Source organism: Pandoraea pneumonica (assembly GCF_902459645.1).
Lineage (GTDB): Bacteria > Pseudomonadota > Gammaproteobacteria > Burkholderiales > Burkholderiaceae > Pandoraea > Pandoraea pneumonica.
This window is the reverse complement of the sequence record NZ_CABPSK010000003.1, coordinates 592,647-611,518: the sequence shown is the minus strand read 5'-3', so window position 1 is coordinate 611,518 and position 18,872 is coordinate 592,647. Positions and strand designations below refer to the sequence as shown.

At 64.1% G+C, this 18,872-nt stretch carries 18 protein-coding genes; 8 read left to right on the top strand and 10 right to left on the bottom strand.

Annotated elements, in window-relative coordinates; genetic code table 11:
* Positions 1–177: 177 nt before the first annotated feature.
* The 4 genes from PPN31114_RS18345 (at position 178) to waaA (ending at position 5,057) form a co-directional block, all read left to right on the top strand.
* Positions 178–1,575, top strand: a complete 1,398-nt coding sequence (locus PPN31114_RS18345) for a phosphomannomutase/phosphoglucomutase (protein ID WP_150680914.1) — start codon at positions 178–180, stop codon at positions 1,573–1,575.
* Positions 1,576–1,771: 196 nt separating this feature from the next.
* Entirely contained in the window at positions 1,772–2,803 is a 1,032-nt protein-coding gene (gene waaC, locus PPN31114_RS18340; RefSeq protein ID WP_281350992.1) for a lipopolysaccharide heptosyltransferase I, read from the top strand.
* Positions 2,800–3,759, top strand: a complete 960-nt coding sequence (gene kdoO, locus PPN31114_RS18335) for a Kdo hydroxylase KdoO (RefSeq protein WP_246182629.1) — start codon at positions 2,800–2,802, stop codon at positions 3,757–3,759. Before waaC ends, kdoO begins: the two co-directional genes overlap by 4 nt.
* Before the next feature lie 2 nt (positions 3,760–3,761).
* Positions 3,762–5,057 (top strand): lipid IV(A) 3-deoxy-D-manno-octulosonic acid transferase, encoded by a 1,296-nt coding sequence (waaA, locus tag PPN31114_RS18330; protein ID WP_150681148.1) that lies wholly within the window; start codon positions 3,762–3,764, stop codon positions 5,055–5,057.
* Between the two features lie 57 nt (positions 5,058–5,114).
* On the opposite strand, the gene PPN31114_RS18325 is transcribed toward waaA, so the two are convergent.
* The 4 genes from PPN31114_RS18325 to PPN31114_RS18310 form a co-directional block, all read right to left on the bottom strand.
* On the bottom strand, positions 5,115–6,626 hold the full coding sequence (locus PPN31114_RS18325) for a TolC family outer membrane protein (protein WP_246182628.1): 1,512 nt from the start codon (positions 6,624–6,626) through the stop codon (positions 5,115–5,117).
* 9 nt (positions 6,627–6,635) lie between these two features.
* Positions 6,636–6,959, bottom strand: coding sequence for a rhodanese-like domain-containing protein (locus PPN31114_RS18320; RefSeq protein ID WP_150680913.1), 324 nt, complete (start codon positions 6,957–6,959; stop codon positions 6,636–6,638).
* Positions 6,960–7,081: 122 nt separating this feature from the next.
* Entirely contained in the window at positions 7,082–7,750 is a 669-nt protein-coding gene (locus PPN31114_RS18315) for a protein-L-isoaspartate O-methyltransferase family protein (protein WP_150680912.1), read from the bottom strand.
* Between the two features lie 79 nt (positions 7,751–7,829).
* A complete protein-coding gene (locus PPN31114_RS18310) occupies positions 7,830–8,456 on the bottom strand; it encodes a TetR/AcrR family transcriptional regulator (RefSeq protein WP_174988187.1) in 627 nt (208 codons plus the stop codon).
* A gap of 161 nt (positions 8,457–8,617) precedes the next feature.
* Between PPN31114_RS18310 and PPN31114_RS18305 the strand changes: the two genes are divergently transcribed.
* The 4 genes from PPN31114_RS18305 (at position 8,618) to PPN31114_RS18290 (ending at position 11,414) form a co-directional block, all read left to right on the top strand.
* Complete coding sequence (locus PPN31114_RS18305) at positions 8,618–9,391, top strand: SDR family NAD(P)-dependent oxidoreductase (RefSeq protein ID WP_150680910.1); 774 nt, start codon at positions 8,618–8,620, stop codon at positions 9,389–9,391.
* Positions 9,392–9,477: 86 nt separating this feature from the next.
* Positions 9,478–9,744 carry a YkgJ family cysteine cluster protein gene (locus tag PPN31114_RS18300; protein WP_150680909.1) on the top strand — a complete coding sequence of 89 codons (267 nt, stop codon included), beginning with the start codon at positions 9,478–9,480 and terminating at the stop codon, positions 9,742–9,744.
* An 88-nt stretch (positions 9,745–9,832) separates the two neighbouring features.
* Positions 9,833–10,453, top strand: coding sequence for a DUF1439 domain-containing protein (locus tag PPN31114_RS18295; RefSeq protein ID WP_150680908.1), 621 nt, complete (start codon positions 9,833–9,835; stop codon positions 10,451–10,453).
* Between the two features lie 118 nt (positions 10,454–10,571).
* On the top strand, positions 10,572–11,414 hold the full coding sequence (locus tag PPN31114_RS18290) for an undecaprenyl-diphosphate phosphatase (protein ID WP_150680907.1): 843 nt from the start codon (positions 10,572–10,574) through the stop codon (positions 11,412–11,414).
* Between the two features lie 90 nt (positions 11,415–11,504).
* Here PPN31114_RS18290 and trmB read toward each other — a convergent pair whose 3' ends face one another.
* The 6 genes from trmB to PPN31114_RS18260 all read right to left on the bottom strand — a co-directional run bounded on the left by trmB (position 11,505) and on the right by PPN31114_RS18260 (position 18,869).
* A complete protein-coding gene (gene trmB / locus PPN31114_RS18285; RefSeq protein WP_150680906.1) occupies positions 11,505–12,305 on the bottom strand; it encodes a tRNA (guanosine(46)-N7)-methyltransferase TrmB in 801 nt (266 codons plus the stop codon).
* Positions 12,306–12,562: 257 nt separating this feature from the next.
* Positions 12,563–13,360, bottom strand: coding sequence for a DUF2894 domain-containing protein (locus PPN31114_RS18280; RefSeq protein WP_150680905.1), 798 nt, complete (start codon positions 13,358–13,360; stop codon positions 12,563–12,565).
* Positions 13,353–14,018 (bottom strand): OmpA family protein, encoded by a 666-nt coding sequence (locus PPN31114_RS18275; RefSeq protein ID WP_150680904.1) that lies wholly within the window; start codon positions 14,016–14,018, stop codon positions 13,353–13,355. Before PPN31114_RS18275 ends, PPN31114_RS18280 begins: the two co-directional genes overlap by 8 nt.
* Positions 14,015–17,041, bottom strand: coding sequence for a DUF802 domain-containing protein (locus tag PPN31114_RS18270; protein WP_150680903.1), 3,027 nt, complete (start codon positions 17,039–17,041; stop codon positions 14,015–14,017). Before PPN31114_RS18270 ends, PPN31114_RS18275 begins: the two co-directional genes overlap by 4 nt.
* Positions 17,022–17,828: a DUF3348 domain-containing protein gene (locus tag PPN31114_RS18265; protein ID WP_150680902.1), complete on the bottom strand. Its 807-nt coding sequence runs from the start codon at positions 17,826–17,828 to the stop codon at positions 17,022–17,024. The genes PPN31114_RS18270 and PPN31114_RS18265 overlap by 20 nt, the downstream gene beginning before the upstream one ends.
* Before the next feature lie 102 nt (positions 17,829–17,930).
* The gene (locus PPN31114_RS18260; RefSeq protein WP_150680901.1) at positions 17,931–18,869 is read right to left on the bottom strand and encodes a phosphatidate cytidylyltransferase; all 939 of its coding nucleotides are present in this window, start codon (positions 18,867–18,869) and stop codon (positions 17,931–17,933) included.
* Between the last annotated feature and the right edge of the window lie 3 nt (positions 18,870–18,872).

Genomic DNA, 18,872 nt, shown 5'->3' with positions numbered 1-18,872 from the left:
CGCAGCGAAGTCCCGTATAATTTTAGCGTAATGTCGCCGTGCCCGGCCTGCCTTCGTGGCGGGCTTTTCTTGATACGGCAGCATGGCGAGCGTGCTCCGACACGCCGCGCTTAAGTCTGCGCATCAGGCATTCGTATTCGGTACTCATTTCCCCTCGTTTCCGAGAGACCCTTTCCCATGACGCAAACCACGCAAGTTTCGCCTGCGATTTTCAAGGCATACGACATTCGCGGCATCGTCGGCAAGACACTCGATGCCAACGTCGCGCACCTGATCGGTCGCGCTTTCGGCACGGCGCTGCGTCGCGAAGGCGGCAACGCCGTCGTTGTCGGCCGTGACGGCCGTCTGTCCGGCCCTGAGCTGGTCGGTGCGCTGTCCGACGGCCTGCGCGCTGCCGGCGTCGACGTGGTCGACATCGGCGTCGTCGTCACCCCGATGGTTTATTTCGCAACGAACGTGACCCTGCACGGGCGCGTCGTCGACTCGGGCATCATGGTCACCGGCAGCCATAACCCGCCGGACTACAACGGTTTCAAGATGGTGCTGCGCGGCCGCGCCATCTACGGCGATGCCATTCAAGGCCTGGCGAAGCTCATCGAGCAGCAGGACTTCGAGACTGGCCAGGGCACTTACACGGCCGACGAGATCGGCGAGTCGTATCGCTCGCGTATTTCGAACGACGTGCATCTGGCGCGTCCGATGAAGATTGCGGTCGATTGCGGGAATGGCGTGGCCGGGGCGTACGCGCCGGCGCTGTTCCACGCGCTTGGTTGCGACGTGATCGAACTGTTCTGCGACGTCGACGGCACATTCCCGAACCATCACCCGGACCCGGCACATCCTGAGAACCTTCAGGACCTGATCCGCACCCTCCAGACCACCGACGCCGAAATCGGTCTGGCGTTCGATGGCGACGGCGACCGTCTGGGCGTGGTCACGAAGGACGGCCAGATCATTTATCCGGATCGCCAATTGATGCTGTTTGCCGCCGAGGTGCTGAGCCGCAACCCGGGCGAGAAGATCATTTACGACGTGAAGTGCACGCGTAATCTCGCGAGCTGGGTGCGTGAGCATGGCGGCGAGCCGCTCATGTGGAAGACCGGGCATTCGCTGGTCAAGGCCAAGCTCAAGGAAACGGGCGCACCGCTCGCTGGCGAAATGAGCGGTCACGTGTTCTTCAAGGACCGCTGGTACGGTTTCGACGACGGCCTGTACACGGGCGCACGTCTGCTCGAAATTCTGTCGAAATCGGCCGATCCGAGCGCGGTGCTCAATGCGCTGCCGAACTCGATCTCCACGCCTGAGCTGCAAATCCCGCTGGCCGAAGGCGAGAACTTCGCGCTGATCGACAAGCTGCGCGAGACCGCCAAGTTCGAAGGGGCGCAGGAGATTGTGAAGATCGACGGCGTGCGCGTGGAATACCCCGACGGCTTTGGCCTGGCGCGTTCCTCAAACACCACGCCGGTGGTCGTGCTGCGTTTCGAAGCCGATAGCGAAGCCGCCATCAAGCGTATTCAGGACGATTTCCGCGCGGCCATTCTGGCAGTGAAGCCGGACGCCAAGCTGCCGTTCTAACGGGGTTTCGCGGGACTTTCGGGCCCGGTGCTCGCCGCCAAGCGGTGACGCCGGGCCCGACGCCGTATAGCACCTCGTACTCAACCCCATACCGAACCCCATACCAAACCGTTACCGAAGCCATGATTGGCGGGCCGTGTCGGGGTAAAATCGCGGTTTTGCTCACGAGGCCCGGCCGAACCGCCGGAGCGTTCGGTTGCAGGTTCTGATCGTCAAAGTTTCGTCGCTCGGCGACGTCGTTCACAACATGCCCGTGGTGCAGGACATCCTGCGTCACTATCCCGATGCCCAGATCGACTGGGTTGTGGAAGAGGGCTTCGTTGATCTCGTGAAACTCGTGCGCGGTGTGCGCCGAGTTATTCCCTTTGCTTTGCGCCGCTGGCGCAAGAAGCCGTTTGCCGCCCAAACGTGGCAGGAAATCGGTGCGTTCCGTCGTGCGTTGCGCGAGACCCCGTACGACTACGTGATCGACACGCAAGGGCTGGTGAAAACCGGCTGGATTGCGCGTACGGCACGCGGCGCGGTGTGGGGGCTGGGCAACCGCACCGAGGGTGCCAGCTACGAATGGCCGGTGCGGCTGCTCTATCAGCACATGGTGCGCATCGAGCCGCATACGCACGTGGTGACGCGCTCGCGCTTGCTCGTGGCCCAGGCGCTGGGTTTCAAGGTGCCGGGCGATATCGACTTCGGTATTGCAACCGAGCGTGCCGACCACAGCCAATGTCCGGACCGTCCGTATGCCGTGTTCGTGCACGCGACGTCGCGCGACGACAAGACGTGGCCCGAAGACGATTGGATTGCGCTGGGACGCGATCTCGTGGGGCAGGGCCTGCTGATCGTGCTGCCGTGGGGCAGTGCAGCCGAGAGCGTGGTGTCTGAACGATTGGCGGCGGCATTGGGCGAGCACGCCTGGGTGCCGCCGAAGATGAATTTGTCGCAGGTGGTCGGGCTGATCGATCGCGGGGCGATTACCGTCGGCGTGGATACCGGTTTGGTACATATTGCCGCAGCGCTGAACCGTCCCACGATCGAGCTATACAATTTCAGCACGGCGTGGCGCACCGGAGGGTTCTGGTCGCCGCACATCGTCAATCTCGGCGACGCCGAGCACAAACCCACGCTCGCTCAGGTGCGCGATACCGTGCGCGAGTTCGCGCCGCTATTGCCGGTCGCGCCATTGACTGGCGTCGCCGCATCGGGGCATTCAGGGGAGGATCGAAACGCATGAGCCAAACGAACCCAACGAACGCAGCGAACGCGGGACGTACCGCGAATCCAGCGAATCCCGAGGGCGCCGCGCAGGCGAGCAGTCAGATCGTGACCGTCGAGTCGGGCAATTGGCAGGGCGGCGAGTTGTCGCTGCCGCGCGAGACGCTCGTGGCCGACGTCGAAGCGGGCAAAGTGCTGTATTTCCCGCATCTGGCCTTTGCCATCGGTGCGGATGAAAAACGTCTGCTCGATCCGGCCATCGCCGATCCGAAGCGCAAGAACATCAGCCTCGATCCGAAGACCGACGTCCTCGTGGGCGTCGCCGCCGATGAGGCCACGCAACGTGCCGTGCACGAACTCGTGAAGCGTTACTACACGCAGGCATGCAGCCTGATCGACGGTTTGCTGCCCGAGTATCGCGGCAAGCTGCGTGCTGCGCCGACGAGTCTGCGGCTGCATCAGGTCGAGACGCGCCAGACCTCGTGGCGCAAGGATGATAGCCGTTTGCACGTCGACGCGTTCCCGTCGCGACCGAACTACGGCGAGCGCATCTTGCGCGTGTTCACGAATATCAACCCGGCAGGGCAGCCGCGCGTATGGCGTGTGGGTGAGCCGTTCGAAGACGTGGCCAAGCGCTTCTTGCCGAAGGTGCCCACGCAGTGGCCGGGTTCGGCGTGGCTGCAAAATGCGTTGGGCATTACCAAGCGTCCGCGCAGCGGTTACGACCACATCATGCTGAATTTGCACGACGGCATGAAGGCCGACATGACGTATCAGCACGATGCCGATCAGCAGACCATGCCGTTCCCACCGGGCAGCGTGTGGATTTGCTTCTCCGACCAAACGTCGCACGCCGTGATGTCGGGGCAGTTCATGATGGAGCAGACCTTCTTCCTGCCCGCCGAAGCGATGGTGCACCCCGAGTGCTCGCCGCTGGCGGTATTGCAACGCCTTACCGACCGGACGCTCATCTGATGCTGCTGCGTCTCGTCTATGGTGCGTTGTGGTGGATCGTGGCCCCGCTGGCGGTCATTCGTCTGTGGTGGCGTGGCCGATTCGAGCCGGGGTATCGCCGTCATATTGGCGAGCGTTTCGGCTTCTACGATGCGCCGCCGTACACCGGCCGCCCGCTGATCTGGGTGCATGCCGTCTCCGTTGGCGAGACGCGCGCCGCGCAACCGCTGATCGAAGCCTTGTTGGAGAAATATCCATCGCACGGCGTGCTGCTCACGCACATGACGCCCACGGGCCGCGCCACGGGCGAGGGCTTGTTTGGCGATCGGGTGTTGCGGTGCTATTTGCCGTACGACATGGTCGGATCGATTCGCCGGTTCTTGAAGCAGTGGCGGCCGAGCGTCGGTGTGGTGATGGAGACCGAGGTCTGGCCGAATTTGATCTTCACGTGCCGCGAACAGGGCGTGCCGTTGGTGCTGGCGAATGCACGTATGTCGGCGCGTTCATTCAAACGTGCGGCCAAGTTTGGCGACGCGACACGTCCGGTGTTCGGCGGCTTCACGCGGGTGCTGGCGCAGAGCGATGCCGACGCAGAGCGACTGCGCATGCTGGGTGCGCACGACGTCGACGTGCTGGGCAATTTGAAATTCGACATGACGCCACCGCCCGCGCTCCTGATGCTGGGTAAGCAGTGGCGTGAACGCTTTGGCAACCGCAAGGTGTGGTTGGCGGCCAGTACGCGCGACGGTGAAGAAGCCCAGGTGTTGCAGGCGCGAGCCATGCTGGCGGCGGCGTCCGACGAAGGTCGGCGGGCGTTGTTGGTGTTGGTGCCCCGTCATCCGCAACGGTTCGACGAAGTCGCGGCGATGCTCGAGAAGTTCAGGCTGAATTACGTGCGGCGCAGTGCGTGGCCGGATGACGGTGCCCCGTTGCCTGCCGACGTCGAGGTGGTATTGGGCGACTCGATGGGCGAGATGGCGGCGTATTTTTCCGCGGCGGACATGGCCTTCATCGGGGGCAGTTTGTTGCCGTTGGGCGGGCAGAATTTGATCGAGGCGTGTGCGGCAGGTACGCCGGTGATTTTCGGCCCGCACATGTTCAACTTCACGCAGGCGAGCGAAAACGCGTTGGCGGCGGGTGCTGCGCGACGGGTGAGCGATGCGAGCGAACTGGCGACATCGCTGGCCGACTTGTTGGTCAACGATGACCGTCGGCTGGCGATGCGTACTGCCGCAACGTTATTCGCACGACAGCATCAGGGCGCAACGGGCCGAACGGTGGGTGCTTTGGGCCGTTGGCTGGAAGCGGCGGTGGCTTAAGCGGCACCGCATGCGTATGCCGGTCCGTCCCGGAGAAGGGACGAACCGGGGTTGCAGTTAGCGTCGCAACGGCGCAGAAGTCCCGGGCCGCACGCCTCGTTCAGGCAACCCAGCCCCAGCATTCGCGGGTGACGCCTCCCGAGCACCGGCCATCGCCGCAGAAGCGTCCGGGTTTTCCGTCAGCAGCGCATTGAGCAATTGCAGGTCCGTATCGACCAGCGTTGCCGCGCTAGCTTTCAACTGAAGGCTGGAGAGCAGCGTGCTGTAGCGGGCTTTGGCGAGATCGCGGCGGGTCGTGAAGAGTTTGTCTTCTGCGTTGAGCACGTCGGCGTTGATACGAATGCCGACCTGATAGCCGAGCTTGTTCGACGCCACCGACGATTGTGCCGATTGCTCGGCAGCCTCAAGCGCCTTCACCTGCGCCAATCCACTCGATACCCCCAGATACGACGTCCGAGCGCCGAGCACGGCGAGGCGGCGTGCGTCGTCGAGATCGCTTTGCGCTTTGTCTTCGAGCGCGAGTGTCTGACGCAGTTTGCTTTGCACCGAGCCGCCGGAGAAGATCGGAATGCTGATCTGGATGCCAATCTGGCCTGCGGAGCTAGGCCCTGAGCCTTGGCTCGACGGGCTCGACATGGCCGACGACAGCAGACTGTTGGCGTTGCCCACGTTCGAGTGCGCGCCGCTAGCGACCAGATCTACCGACGGCATGTAGCCCGATTTCGCCTTCGACGTCTCGCGTCGTGCCGTCTCCAGCGTGAGCGTTTGCAATTGCACGCCGTAGTTGGCTTGCTCGGCTTGCGCGACCCAGTCCGCGACATTGTTCGGTTGCGGCGACGGGAGCGTGGCCCCGGCGCGCAGCGTCGCGAGCGAACCGACTTGATGGCCCACAATGCGAGCGAAGGCGGCGCGGCGAACGTCGAGCGTGTTCTGCGCGGCGATTTCCTGCGCCGTGGCCTGATCGAAACTGGCTTGCGCTTCGTTCGCATCAACGATGGTCGCGTTGCCGACTTCGAAATTACGTTTGGCTGCGGCGAGTTGCTCGGCAATCGCCTGTTTGTGCGTGCCCGCGAGCGCGAGATCGTCCTGCGCGGCAAGCACGTCGAAGTACGCCGTGGCCACGCGAAGAATCAGATCTTGCTCTGCCTGGGCGAACGACGCCTCGGCGGCCGCCACCGTGAGCTTGCCTTGTTGATACGTCTGCCAGCTATCCCAGTGGAAGATCGGCTGCGTGAGCGCGAGGCTATAGCCGCTGCTACCGAACGTGTTCGAGATATTCCCGGAACCGTAGTGCGTGTTGACGGTGCTCCAGCGCGCGACCACTTGTGGCAGCAGCCCGGCGCGTGCCTGGGGCAGCGCTTCCACGTTCGCGAGATAGGCCGACCGGGCGCTGGCGATCAGCGCGTCGCGGGTTTGGGCTTCCCCGTAGAGCTGGAGAAGATCGGTGGCGCTGGCGGGCGCGGCGGCAAAGCACATCGTCGCGAAGACGACAGGCATTGCAAACGCCGCGCGCAGGGCAGGCGCACGCTTGGCCGCGCGCGGATGCGCGGCGAGCCTCGGGGGGCGCATGGCCCTGGCTCAGTAAGTCGGCATCGACGGGTCGACCTGGCGAGCCCAGGCATCGATACCACCGTCGAGATTGAAAAGCTGGGTAAAACCTTGTTGTTCCAAAAACATCGCCGCGCGGGCGCTGCGCATGCCGTGATGGCAAATGCACACGATGGGGCCTTCGGCGTCGAGTTCGTTCAGACGGGCCGGCACGTCGCCGAGCGGCACATTCTTGCTCTGCGCAATGTGGCAGGTCTGCACTTCCCAATCCTCACGCACGTCGAGTAGCGTGGGTTGGCTGCGGTCCCCATCCGCGAGCCACTGGGCCAATTGCGCCGGTGTAATGTTTTGCATGATGAACGTATGTCGTATAGATGGCGGCCAGTCCTCATTGATCCCCCGCGGGGCTGGTCCGCACACGGCATTCCGGGGCGCGCCGCCGTCAGTTGGCGGCAGCACACACCCGGGCGCCGGGCTCAGAACTTGAAGCTCGACGGTTGCGGCGCGACCAGATAGGCCACTTGCGTCTCGAACAGGTTTTCGGTGCGGTATTCGTTTTCCGACAGACGCGTGATCAGCTGCGCTTCCATGACCGGCGAACCGCCCACGAAGGCAGCCAGACGGCCACCGACCTTCAGTTGCGCGAGGAAGGCTTGCGGCAGTTCCGCCAGCGCGCCCGAGATGGCGATCACGTCGTACGGGGCGGCGGCGCTCCAGCCTTGCGCGCCGTCGGCGTTGACCACTTCCACATTCGTCACGCCATTTGCACGCAGCGTCTGCTGGGCGGCTTGCGCCAGGTTGGCGTCGAATTCGACGGTCGTCACGTGGTGCGCGTTATAGGCGAGCAGCGCGGCCATGTAGCCCGAACCCGTGCCGATTTCCAGCACGTTCTCGTTCTTCTTCGGCGCGAGCGCTTGCAGAATGCGCGCTTCGACACGCGGCTCCAGCATGAACTGGCTGTCGTTGCCGATGGCGGCGTCGCGCAGCGGGATCTTCACATCGGTGAATGCGAGGTTGCGGTAGGGCGCCGGCACGAAGTCTTCGCGCTTGACCACCGTCAACAGATTGAGCACCTGCTGATCGAGCACGTCCCAAGGACGGATCTGCTGCTCGATCATGTTAAAGCGGGCCTGTTCGTAATTCATTTCGATTACCGTGGGATTGTAGGCAAACACAACCGCGCATTTTACCAGTTCCGGGCGACGGTCATGATGACGCGTGAACTTAAGGTTTAACTGGTGCGCTGAGCGAGGCGCTGGAAGGTGAGCTAGGAAGCGCCACGCGATGCAGATAAGCCGCGCACATCGTGGCGATCTGATCGGCAATGTGGGCGGCCAGCTTGTCGCAGGTGGTATTCGGCGGGGTGCGGTTTTCGAGAATCGCCTTGATCGGCCCCGTCATCGAGTTCAGGAACACGAACGCGACCGTGCTCGTATCGTCGAAACGCCCGTCCTGCGCGGTATCTAGCATGGCGGCGACCGCCGCGTGCATCCGTTCGCTGGCGCAGGAGAACACCTCGCGCCCGTCCAAATCTTCCGACAAACGGTACAGCGCCTGCGCTTCCTCGATATCCGTCATCTTCGCGCCGACGTAGGCGTCGGCCAGCGCCCGGGCCATCGCCTCAATCGGCAAGCCGTGCGAATCCTGACAGGTCTTCTCCACCGTACAGACGATGCGATCGATATGCCGCTCGAGCACGGCATAGAGCAGCACCTGCTTGTTCTGGAAGTACTGATAGAGGGTGCCGACCGACACCCCCGCGCGCTCGGCCACCCGAGTGGTGGTGAGCTGACGCCCGCCATCGAGCAGCAAAACCTGAAGGGCCGCCTCGAAAATCGCGTCGATCGTCACGCGCGAACGCGCCTGCTGCGGCGATTTACGGGGCCCGGAGACCCCTCGGATGTCAGGTTTCATATGCGAATAGAAAAACTGAAGGATTCTTCATAAACTCGATGCTAACAAATTTGCGTGCGGCTGGGCGCAGAACAACAGGTACGACGACGGGAGCAGTGATGAAACGGGACGCAATCGACAAAGCAGTGCGAGCGGACGCCGAAAGCCATCTGGGACGGGTGGCACTGGTGACGGGCGCGACCAAGGGCATTGGGCAGGAAGTGGCACGTGCGCTCGCCGAGGCGGGCATGACGGTGGTCGTGGGGGCACGCGACGAGGCCAAGGGTGAGGAAGTGGTGGCACCGCTGCGCAAGGCGGGGTTTCAGGCAGAGACGCTGGTCATCGACCTGCTCAAGCCCGAGACACTGCATGCGGCGGCCTACCGCATTGGGCGCTATCACGGGCGGCTCGACGTGCTGGTGAACAACGCGGGCATTACCGATCCGCGTGACGACGTGCCTGAGCGGGCCTCCATCGAGGCCGTCGAGCGGGTGTTTGCGACCAACTTCTTCGGCACGTTGCGGGTGACGCAAGCCATGCTGCCGTGGCTGTCGCGCTCGGACGCCGCGCGCATCGTCAACGTGTCGAGCGGCTTGGGCTCGCTCGCCTACAACGGCGATCCGGCGTGGGAGCATGCGGCGTTCAAGCTGATTGGGTACAACGCGTCGAAGGCGGCGCTCAACATGCTGACCGTGCAGCTCTCGCACACCCTGCGCGAGACGGCGATCACGGTGAACTCGGTCGACCCGGGCTACACGGCGACCGACCTGAACGGCAAACGCGGCAAGCAGAGCGTGGAAGACGGGGCGCGCAGCGTGGTGATGCTGGCGCTGGGCGAGCGCGGGCCGGTCAACGGCGGGTTCTTCGACGTCGCGGGCGCGTTGCCGTGGTGACGGTGAACGGGGGCAGGCGGCGTACGCGGTAAAATGCGCCGCCTGCTTTCACGGCATCCACTGTTTCCACAGCTTCATCACGTTTCATGAATTGCCGACCGCATTGCGCGGCTTGTTGTATCGCGCCTTCCATCTCCACGCCCATTCCCGGCATGCCGCACGGCAAGCCCGCGAACACGCGTTGCGTGCAACTCGACGCCGACGACCGTTGCCAGATTTTCGGCAGCCCGCAACGCCCGGCGGTGTGCGCCTCGTTGCAACCGTCAGCAGAAATGTGCGGTGACAGCCGAGAGCAAGCCGTACGGTGGCTCTCGCAGCTAGAAGCGTTGACGGCACCGGTTCACCACCAATAGGTACCAATAGGCACCGGTAGTTCCACGTCATGTGCGAGTGCTATAGTCGCGCGTGTCGGGCGCTGGGCGCCCTGTTTTGGATGGGGACATGGCGCGTCAATCGCATTCGGATCGAGAAAATTATCAGCAGTGCGAGGCATCTGAGGCGGTCGATCCCGCACGCCGTCGCTGGCTGACACTCGCCGGTGCTTCGGCGCTTGCTGCTGGACTTGCCGCCTGTGCCGGTTTGCCGTTCGGCAACGACTACACCTTTTCCGAAGGCCAATTGCAGCGCGCGCTGGAGCGTAAGTTTCCGTTCGATCGCCGCGTGCTGGCCGTGCTCGATGTGAACCTGTCGCACCCGCGCCTGACGCTGCTGCCCGAGCGCAACCGCCTGGCAGTGGCGGTCGACGCCACGGTGACGCATCCGCTGGGCGGCGCGCCGCTGACCGGCACGCTGGCCATCGACAGCGCGTTGGCTTACGACCCGGCCACGATGTCCGTGGTGCTGCGCGATCCGGAAGTCGAGACGTTCACCATCGATGGCTTGCCGGAGCGCTGGTCGCGTCAATTGAACGCGGCGGGGGCGTTGCTCGCCACGCAATTGCTGCAAGGCGCGCCGATCTACACGTTCAAGCCCGAGCAACTCACCATTGGCGGCGTGGCACGCCAGCCGGGCCAGATCACCGTGCTTTCGCACGGTGTGAACGTCAAATTCGATTCCCGTTGATCCGGCGCTGCCAAGCTTCGGCGTTAAATCGTTCGGCCGTTTAGCGCCCTACGGCTCACCTAATTTTTTCCGCGTAAAACCTCTCTTCCGATTTCAAGACTTCTCAGGAAACCATTGCATGGACTTGTTGCTGGCGCTTAAAGCGATCATTCTCGGTGTGGTCGAAGGTCTGACCGAATTCCTCCCGATCTCATCGACCGGTCACCTGATTCTGGCCGGCAGTCTGCTCAACTTTAACGACGAGAAGGGCAAGGTCTTCGAGATCGTGATTCAGTTCGGCGCAATTCTGGCCGTGTGCTGGGAATTCCGCGCGAGGATCGTGCACGTCGTGGCCGGGCTGACGCGCGATAGCAAGTCGCGCCGCTTCGCGCTCAACGTGATTCTCGGTTGCCTGCCGGCGGCTTTGTTGGCGAAGCAGTTCGGTGCGCATATCAAGGCGGTGCTGTTCAACCCGACGGTGGTGGCGACGGCGTTTATCGTTGGCGGCGTGATCATTCTTTTGGTCGAGCGGCATAACCGTCGTAATGTCGAGGCTGGCAAATTGCCACGCGTTAATTCCATCGACGAACTCACGTGGGTGGACGCCCTGAAGGTCGGCTTCGCGCAGTGCTTCGCGTTAATCCCCGGCACGTCGCGCTCGGGCGCCACGATCATCGGCGGCATGATGTTCGGGCTGGAGCGCAAGGTGGCGACCGAGTTCTCGTTCTTCCTTGCGATCCCGCTGCTGTTCGCCGCGACCGTTTATGAACTGTATAAATCGCGTTCGATTCTGTCGGTGGACGACATCGGTATGTTCGGTATCGGCTTCGTGGCAGCGTTCATCAGCGCGTTCATTTGCGTGCGCTGGCTGCTGCGCTACATCGCGTCGCACGACTTCACGGCGTTCGCGTGGTACCGCATCGTGTTCGGTCTGGTGGTGCTGGCGACCGGCTACAGCGGGCTGGTGGTCTGGGCCGACTGAGCATTACCCAAGCATCACAGATTGACGCAATGAAAAAAGGGCACCTCGCGGTGCCCTTTTTCGTATGCCTCAGCCTTTCAATCGCGTCGTTTAGCCGCGCTTCTTGAAGACCAGATCCCACACGCCGTGACCGAGACGCAGGCCGCGATTCTCGAACTTCGTCACCGGACGATAGTCGGGACGCGGTGCGTAATCGGCTGCGGTGTTCTCGAGCGTCGGCTCAGCGCCCAGCACTTCAAGCATCTGCTCGGCGTATTCCTGCCAGTCGGTCGCGCAGTGCAGATAGCCGCCCGGCTTCAGGCGCGAAGCGAGGAGTGCTACGAACGGCGGTTGGAGCAGGCGGCGCTTGTGGTGGCGCTTCTTGTGCCACGGGTCCGGGAAGAACACGTGCACGCCGTCGAGCGACGCTTCGGGCAGCATGTTCTCCACCACTTCCACGGCGTCGTGCTGAATGATGCGCACGTTCGAGAGCGGGGTCGTGCCGATGAGCTTGAGCAGTGCGCCCACGCCGGGTTCGTGCACTTCCACGCCGAGGAAATCGTCGTCGGGACGCACTTTCGCAATGTGCGCGGTGCCGTCGCCCATGCCGAAACCGATTTCGAGGATACGCGGCGCATTCGGGCGATGGAACGCTGCGGGCCAGTCGAGGGCGTCGGGCGTATAGGGCACCAAGAACTGCGGGCCGAGCGTATCGAAGGCGCGCTTTTGCGCTTCCGAGCTACGGCCAGCGCGGCGCACGAAGCTGCGAATGCGGCGCGGATGCGCAACGCCGTCCGGGCCGACTTGGGTGTCGCCGTCTTGCGCGTCAGAAGTTTGCGGCGCGTCGAGGTCGGCAGCGTCGTCGTGGGCCGGTTGCGCGTCGTCAGCCGGCGGGTGTCCGTGGTTCGTCATGGAAGCAGAAAGCCGTCGGGTGCGAGGGCTTATCGAGGAAGTGCTGCGGCGGGCGGCGCGCTCGGCAAGTGATGCCAGCGTACGGGTGACTTACGCCCAACACGATGATTTTCAAAGGATTTTCCCGCGCGTTGGCAGCGGGAACGAGCGCGATTATCGCCCGGAACGGCCTTCACTGGCAAGTTGGCGTCCGGCGGGGCCCACTGCCGCCTGATGTCGCCAATGCCGCCGATTCCGCAAACGTTGGCCAAAGCCGATTACCGCGCCTTCGCGCGCGACGGCTTGCCCGACGCCGCGACACGTGCCGCGCTCTTGTTGCGCATCGCACCTGCTGTGTCCATGTCTTCGAGCCACGAGAGGGCATCGGCATGGCGCAGGAAGTGGCGCAGATAGTCGGGCGAAACGTCGTGCATGAGCGAGAGCGCGCGGTGCACGAGGTGGCTGGAATTCAACGGCCCGGCATTCTCTGGCACTTGGGCGAGCGACTGCCGCAGATTGCCGTCGGTGCTGAGCTTCGACCACGTTTCGCGGAAATACTCCAGCACGTCCATGTCTTCGAAACCGTCGCCGGTCGAGATGACCGTGGGCGTGGTGACCGGTGCGGGCGAAACTGTCGAAGCCGCCGAAACTGTCGGCGCGGCCGATCCAGCGGGCCCCGCTTGCCGCGCGGCAGGCGCTGACTGCACTGGGCGCTTGATCGGCGGCATCGCTTGCGCGGGCCGCTCACCAACGCGCTGGGTCATATCCGCGATCAGCAGGGAAAGCGGCGACGGTGCGCCTTGTGGCGTCGCCGCGCTGTCATCAGTGACTGAGACCTCGCGCGCCGCCAGCGCCTTCGTGAACGCATCGACTAGCACTTGCAAGCGCTCGTCCAGCACGCGCCGCGTTTCGCCCGTGAAGGTGGCCGCGCGTCGAGCCAACGTTTCAATAAGGTGAAAGCGAACCGGATCCCGCTTGTCGGCTTGCTGTGCACGCCAGCCGTCGAGTTGCGCTTGCCAGACGGACGCTTCTGGCGCCGTCAACGTTTCCGGGAGATCGCGCGGATCGTCAGCCATTCGACTTCCCGGTATTCCCCGCGCTGCTGCGTGGCATCGGGGCAATTTCTACGCGCCGGTTCTTCGCGCGACCGGCTTCGTCGGCGTTCGACGTGACGGGTTGCTCGGCGCCAAACGCGGCGGAGAACACCGACGACGGCGGAATGCCCGCCGCGATCAATTCGCGTGTGACCGTGAGCGCCCGTTGTGCGGACAGCTCCCAGTTATCGGCAAATCGCCGGTTCGTTTCGCGCACTTGCTGGTCGTCGGTGAAGCCGCTGACCATCAGAATCTCGTCGCTCACTTTGAGATAGGCGGCAAGCGGTGCGGCGAGGCTGCGCAGCACTTCGCGCCCCTGCGGCTGCAATTGGTCGGAGTTCAGCGCGAACAGCACGTTCCCGCTGATGCCGATGCGGCCGTTCACGATCGTGACGCGTCCACCCGCGAGCGGTCCGGCGAGCGCTTTTTCCAGCGTCTCGCGGCGTTGCGTTTCGGCCTGACGCTCTTTCACTTCGCGCTCGAGCTTGGCCGACAGTTCGAGCTGCACGCCGATGACGCCGAGCATGATCAGCACGAACGCACCGAGCATGACCGACATCAAGTCGCCGAAGACGGCCCACGTCGGCGCTGCGGCGCCAACATCGCTGTCGGCGAAGTCGGAGTCGAAGTCGTGGCTCATGCTGCCGCGCTACCCGGTTGCGCGCGGGCACCGCCGAGCTGTTGCAGGTTTTCGAGAATCTGCTTTTGCGACATCACGCTCAATTCCACCACTTCGCGTGCTTGTGCGACGTAGTAGCCAAGCTGTTCGTCGCTGCGCGCCATCGACTTGTCGAGCGCGGCTTCGATGCGTTGCAGATGGTCGAGCAGTTGTGTGTTCGATTCGCCGAAGGCCTGCACGGCGGCACCGAACGTGTCGCCCAGGCTTGCGACTTCCACGGCGCTGCCGGTGACTTGCGCCGACGCGGCGGCCAGCTTCTCGGTTTGCGCGGCAATGGTGTCGCCCAGATTGGCGCTGGCACGTTCGAGCAACTGTGCGGACGTGGTGACGAGCTCGTCGACCGCCGCGCGTTGTTCGTTGCCCGCGTGGCGCACGGTGTCGAGCAGCGTGCCGAGTGTTTCCAGCAGACGCGAGCGCTCTTCGAGCATCGCGTTGTCGCGCACCATGCTCTCGGAAAGCTTCTGGCGCAACTCGGCGATGATATCCGCGGCGGCCTTCGGGGCTTCCGCAGCGGTCTGCATCAGGCGAGAAATCTCGGCGATGGTGTCGCTCGCGTTGCGGCGCGTTTGTTCCGACATGTCGAGCGCGGTGCGCGTGAGCGTCTCGCAAATCGTTTGTTGCTGGCTGGCCGTTTGTGCGCCCATCTGCTGCCATTGTTCGCGCAGCGTGGCGAGCGTGCCTTCGAGGGTTTCGGTCCATGCCGACAGACGTTGAGTTTCGCGCTGCGCCGTGGCGTCGTGATGCGCGGCGTTGGCAGCGCTCAGCGCGTCGAGCAGCGATGCGCTATGTTCGGTGAATGCCGTCGTCGTTGCGGCGACGAGTTGCTGGTTGCCGCTGGCCAGTTGTTCGCTTACGCGGGCGTGGTCGGCGATGGCCTCGCGCCAAGCTTGGGCGACATTGGTCGAGGCGCTGTCCATTTGCGTCGAGACGCCTTGCAGCAACTGTGTCGAACGCGTATCGAACGTGTCTGCGAAGCGTTCAAGGGCGGCGGCGAGGTTCTGCGTGAGGGCATCGTTGGCTTGTTGCTGCGCACCGATGGCTTGCTTCCACTCGCCGGATACCACGGCTGCCGTTTCGGCGACGCTTTGCATCGCCCCTTCCGTGCGCGTGCTCACACCGTCGACCAAGTGCGCAGAACGCTGTTCGAACGTTTCGGTGAATTGCGCCAAAGCGGTGCCGAGATCGGCCGTCAGCGCGGCGTTGGCGGCCTTTTGCAGCGCCAGCGATTCGTTCCATGCTTGCGCCACGCGCTCGTGCGCCCCGGACACATTCCCGCTGGTGGTGTCGAGCTTCACCGCCACATCGCTGAGCAGCGCATTCGAGCGTGTCTCGAAGGTCTGTGCGAAGCGTTCCAGCGCCGTGCCGAGTGCTTGCGCCATCGTGTCGTGCGCGGCGCGTTGTTGCGTCAACGCTTGATCCCACACCTGCGCCACGCGTTCGTGAGCGCCCGTGACGTTGCCGCTCGTGGCATCGAGCTTGGCAGCCACATCGCCGAGCAGCGCCGTCGAGCGGGCTTCGAAGGTTTGCGCGAAATGCGCCAGGGCCACACCGAGGTCTTGCGTGAGCGCGTTGTGAGCGCTCTGCTGTTGCGCGAGCGCTTGTTCCCAGGCTTGCGCGACGGTCGTCTGTGCGGTGGCGATGCTGCCGGTCGCGTTGTCGAGACGCGTGGTCACGTCAGCCAGCAAGCCAGCGGAGCGGGTCTCGAACGTTTGCGCAAATTGTGTGAGCGTGGCGCCCAGCTCCTTGGCGAGCGCATCGCTGGTGCGTTGTTGTGCTGCGAGCGACGTTTCCCACGTTTGTGCGACACCGGCGTGCGCGGTGCTGACCTGTGAGGTCGCGCCTTCCAATCGCGTCGCAACGTCGTCGATAAGGCGGGCCGAGCGCGACTCGAACGTCTGCGCAAATTCGCCGAGCGCGCCGCGCAAATCGGTGGCGAGCGACGCATTCGTGCGCAACTGTGCGTCGAGCGAATCTTTCCAGACGTTGGCCACGCGAGCCGTCGTCGCTTCAAAGCGATCGGACAAGCCGTCCATCCGATCTTGCATTGCGCCCGAGACGGTTTGATGCCACGACGCGGTTTCGCGCGCCAGACTGGCCATCGTCGCCTCGACTTCCGGGCGGATGGCGGCACCGGCGGCGCTGGCCGTCGTCGCGACGCTGTCTTTCAGATACTGCTGCATCGCACTGGTGAGTTGCGCGTACGACGCATCGGTACGGGCGTGCAACGCGTCTTGATTGGCCACGAGGCGTTCGCCGAGGCCCTGACTTTGGCGCTCCATGGCGGCCATCATCTCTTGCAGGCGGTCGACGAGCGCGGGCATTGCAGCGGCTTGCTGCTGGAGCAGTTGCAGGGTGGTTTCGCGCTGATGCTGCTGCGAGAAGCCGCGCAGCGTGGTGACGATGCGTGCGTCGAGCGCTTGCACGACTTGGGCGCGCTGCTTACGCGCGAGTGCGGCGAGCAGGCCGAGCATAGCCGACGTGGCGACACCGGCGACCGAGGTGCCGAACGCGAAGCCGAGGCCTTTGACGGGTGAGGCGAGCGATGCGCGAATGGCTTGCAGGTCGGTCGCGCCTTCGAGGGCGATGCCGGTGCCGCGCAGCGTGGCGGCCATGCCGAGGAAGGTGCCGAGCATGCCGAGCAGCACGAGCAGGCCGACCAGATACGGCGTGAGTGCCGGGCCGGGCAAGCCGACGCGCTCGCCTTCCACGCGCAGGCGCACGGCGGTGCGCAGGCCAGCGGGCAGTGTGTCGAGCCACGACGGCAGTGACGCAGGAGCGGTGCTCAGGCCGCCGACGGCTTTTGCGAGCGCGTCCGACGACTGGTGGAAGCGTTTGAGTTCGAGCGCACCGATGAGATAGACGGCTGCGATGAGCAGCGTGACGGCCAGCGCGAGGGTGTTGGTGCCGGCATAGCCGATGGCGATCCAGCCGACAACGGCCAGTCCGGCGACAAAGGCAATGAGATCAACGAGGTAACGGGTCATGTTGTCCGGGTTCACAAACGTTTTCGCCGAGTTCATTCGCGAGCAGGGCGGCGAGCAGCCCTTCAAGCGGTTGAAGGCGGATATCCAGTTCTGCGAGCAGGATGCTCTGCATATCCCGGTGGAAGGTGTCGAGCCACGTGCCTGCCGGGGCGAGCGGCGGGGCACCGGGCACGCGCGGCGCGGCGAGGGCGGCCTGCTCGGTATCTCGCAGCTTCACGAAATGGCTTTCGAGCAGATTCGGCACGCCGGCCAGCAGGGTGCGCTCGCGGGCGCCCAGCACGCGCTCCATCACGGCATCGACGCCGGCCAGCTTGGCGGCATCTGGCGACATCAACGCCAGTTGTGCGCGCAGGCGGGTGCGCAAGGCACTGATGGCCGTGTCCATCGTCTGTTGCGACGTGGCGTAGCGCTGCCGATAAGCGGGAAATTCGGCAAACGAAGCGGCCCGTTGACGCTCGGCGGCACTCATGGCGCGAATTTGCCCGCCGGGCGCTGCGGCCAGTCCGCAATCGCGGGCGATGGCTGCGGCGAGGTCCGTGCGCACGCGTGCGAGGGCTTGCGCCGCGCCGGTCGCGACAGGCGCAGCCGCCCGCGCGCCGGGCGTTTCGGCCGGCGGGGAGGCTTTGAGAGCCGACGACAGGGCGATGGCGTCGGTCCAGCCCAGCCACTCACTCATGCGGTCCGAGAGCGACGGCGCGGCCTCAGGCGGCGTGAACGTGCTCAGACGGGCCAGAGAGCGTATGAGTGTCGGGGCGCTGATTACAGGACGCCGGGGCACTTGCACCATTCCACTGGGGGGTCAAAAACCCAGCAGTTTACACTGCGCGGCCCTTGCCACCCCGGTTTGTGCCCGTTGTGTGCACTCTTGACGTTCGAGCGCAGTGATCGCTCACGCCGGTGTAAAGAAGTACCGGGTCAGGTGAAAGAAGATCGGGGCGGAGAAGCAGATCGAGTCGAGGCGATCGAGCATGCCGCCGTGTCCGGTCAGCATGACCCCCCAATCCTTGGCGCCGAGCGAGCGTTTGACAGCTGAGAGCACCAGCCCGCCGATGAACCCACCGATCACGATCACGAAGGCCATCAGGGTCGATTGCCACCAGTGATGGAACGGCGTTAGGCCATGGAGCAGCGCGCCCAGTACGACGGCCATTGCGCCGCCGCCGAGCAGTCCCTCCCACGTTTTGGATGGACTGACGTGAGGAGAGAGCTTGCGCTTGCCCCAAAGCTTCCCGCAGACATACTGAAAGACGTCGCTCGACTGCACGACGAGCAGGAAGTACAGCAACAGCGGCGCGTTCGTCGTGAAGTAGCCCGGAATTTGCAGCATCAGCAATGCCGGGGCGTGGCTAAGCGAAAACACGCAGACCATCACCGCCCATTGCACCTTGGCATTGCGCTCGAGAAAGCCATTCGTGTCCTGCGCCAACGCCGCGGCGGCGGGCAGTGCAAAGAACACGTACACGGGAATGAATACCGTGAACAAGCCGTACCAGCCAAGACCGAGCAGCAGGAACTGGCCCGGGAGCGCCACGTAGTAGACGAGCACCAGCGGCCAGTAATCGGCAGGCCGGGTGGGGGTGAGCGTGATGAATTCCCGCAGCGCGAAGAACGCACAAATGGCAAACAAGACGATCGTCGCGTAGTTGCCGAGCAGCAGTGCGCCGGCGATCACGATCACCATGAGCCACCATGCGGCCACCCGTTGATTGAGATTGCGGATCGTGTCGTTATCCGGTCCGTGTCGGCGTTTGAGCAAGTAACCGGCGATCGATGCCACGGCCAGCAGGCCGATCACACCGATGATCGTTTGCCAGAAGATGGTAGGCATGGC

Excerpts from the sequence above, each read along its gene's own strand:
- PPN31114_RS18345 (WP_150680914.1), top strand. The coding sequence starts at position 178 with ATGACGCAAACCACGCAAGTTTCGCCTGCGATTTTCAAGGCATACGAC.
- kdoO (WP_246182629.1), top strand. The coding sequence starts at position 2,800 with ATGAGCCAAACGAACCCAACGAACGCAGCGAACGCGGGACGTACCGCG.
- PPN31114_RS18325 (WP_246182628.1), bottom strand. The coding sequence starts at position 6,626 with ATGCGCCCCCCGAGGCTCGCCGCGCATCCGCGCGCGGCCAAGCGTGCG.
- PPN31114_RS18320 (WP_150680913.1), bottom strand. The coding sequence starts at position 6,959 with ATGCAAAACATTACACCGGCGCAATTGGCCCAGTGGCTCGCGGATGGG.
- PPN31114_RS18315 (WP_150680912.1), bottom strand. The coding sequence starts at position 7,750 with ATGAATTACGAACAGGCCCGCTTTAACATGATCGAGCAGCAGATCCGT.
- PPN31114_RS18305 (WP_150680910.1), top strand. The coding sequence starts at position 8,618 with ATGAAACGGGACGCAATCGACAAAGCAGTGCGAGCGGACGCCGAAAGC.
- PPN31114_RS18300 (WP_150680909.1), top strand. The coding sequence starts at position 9,478 with ATGAATTGCCGACCGCATTGCGCGGCTTGTTGTATCGCGCCTTCCATC.
- PPN31114_RS18295 (WP_150680908.1), top strand. The coding sequence starts at position 9,833 with ATGGCGCGTCAATCGCATTCGGATCGAGAAAATTATCAGCAGTGCGAG.
- PPN31114_RS18290 (WP_150680907.1), top strand. The coding sequence starts at position 10,572 with ATGGACTTGTTGCTGGCGCTTAAAGCGATCATTCTCGGTGTGGTCGAA.
- trmB (WP_150680906.1), bottom strand. The coding sequence starts at position 12,305 with ATGACGAACCACGGACACCCGCCGGCTGACGACGCGCAACCGGCCCAC.
- PPN31114_RS18280 (WP_150680905.1), bottom strand. The coding sequence starts at position 13,360 with ATGGCTGACGATCCGCGCGATCTCCCGGAAACGTTGACGGCGCCAGAA.
- PPN31114_RS18275 (WP_150680904.1), bottom strand. The coding sequence starts at position 14,018 with ATGAGCCACGACTTCGACTCCGACTTCGCCGACAGCGATGTTGGCGCC.
- PPN31114_RS18270 (WP_150680903.1), bottom strand. The coding sequence starts at position 17,041 with ATGACCCGTTACCTCGTTGATCTCATTGCCTTTGTCGCCGGACTGGCC.
- PPN31114_RS18265 (WP_150680902.1), bottom strand. The coding sequence starts at position 17,828 with ATGGTGCAAGTGCCCCGGCGTCCTGTAATCAGCGCCCCGACACTCATA.
- PPN31114_RS18260 (WP_150680901.1), bottom strand. The coding sequence starts at position 18,869 with ATGCCTACCATCTTCTGGCAAACGATCATCGGTGTGATCGGCCTGCTG.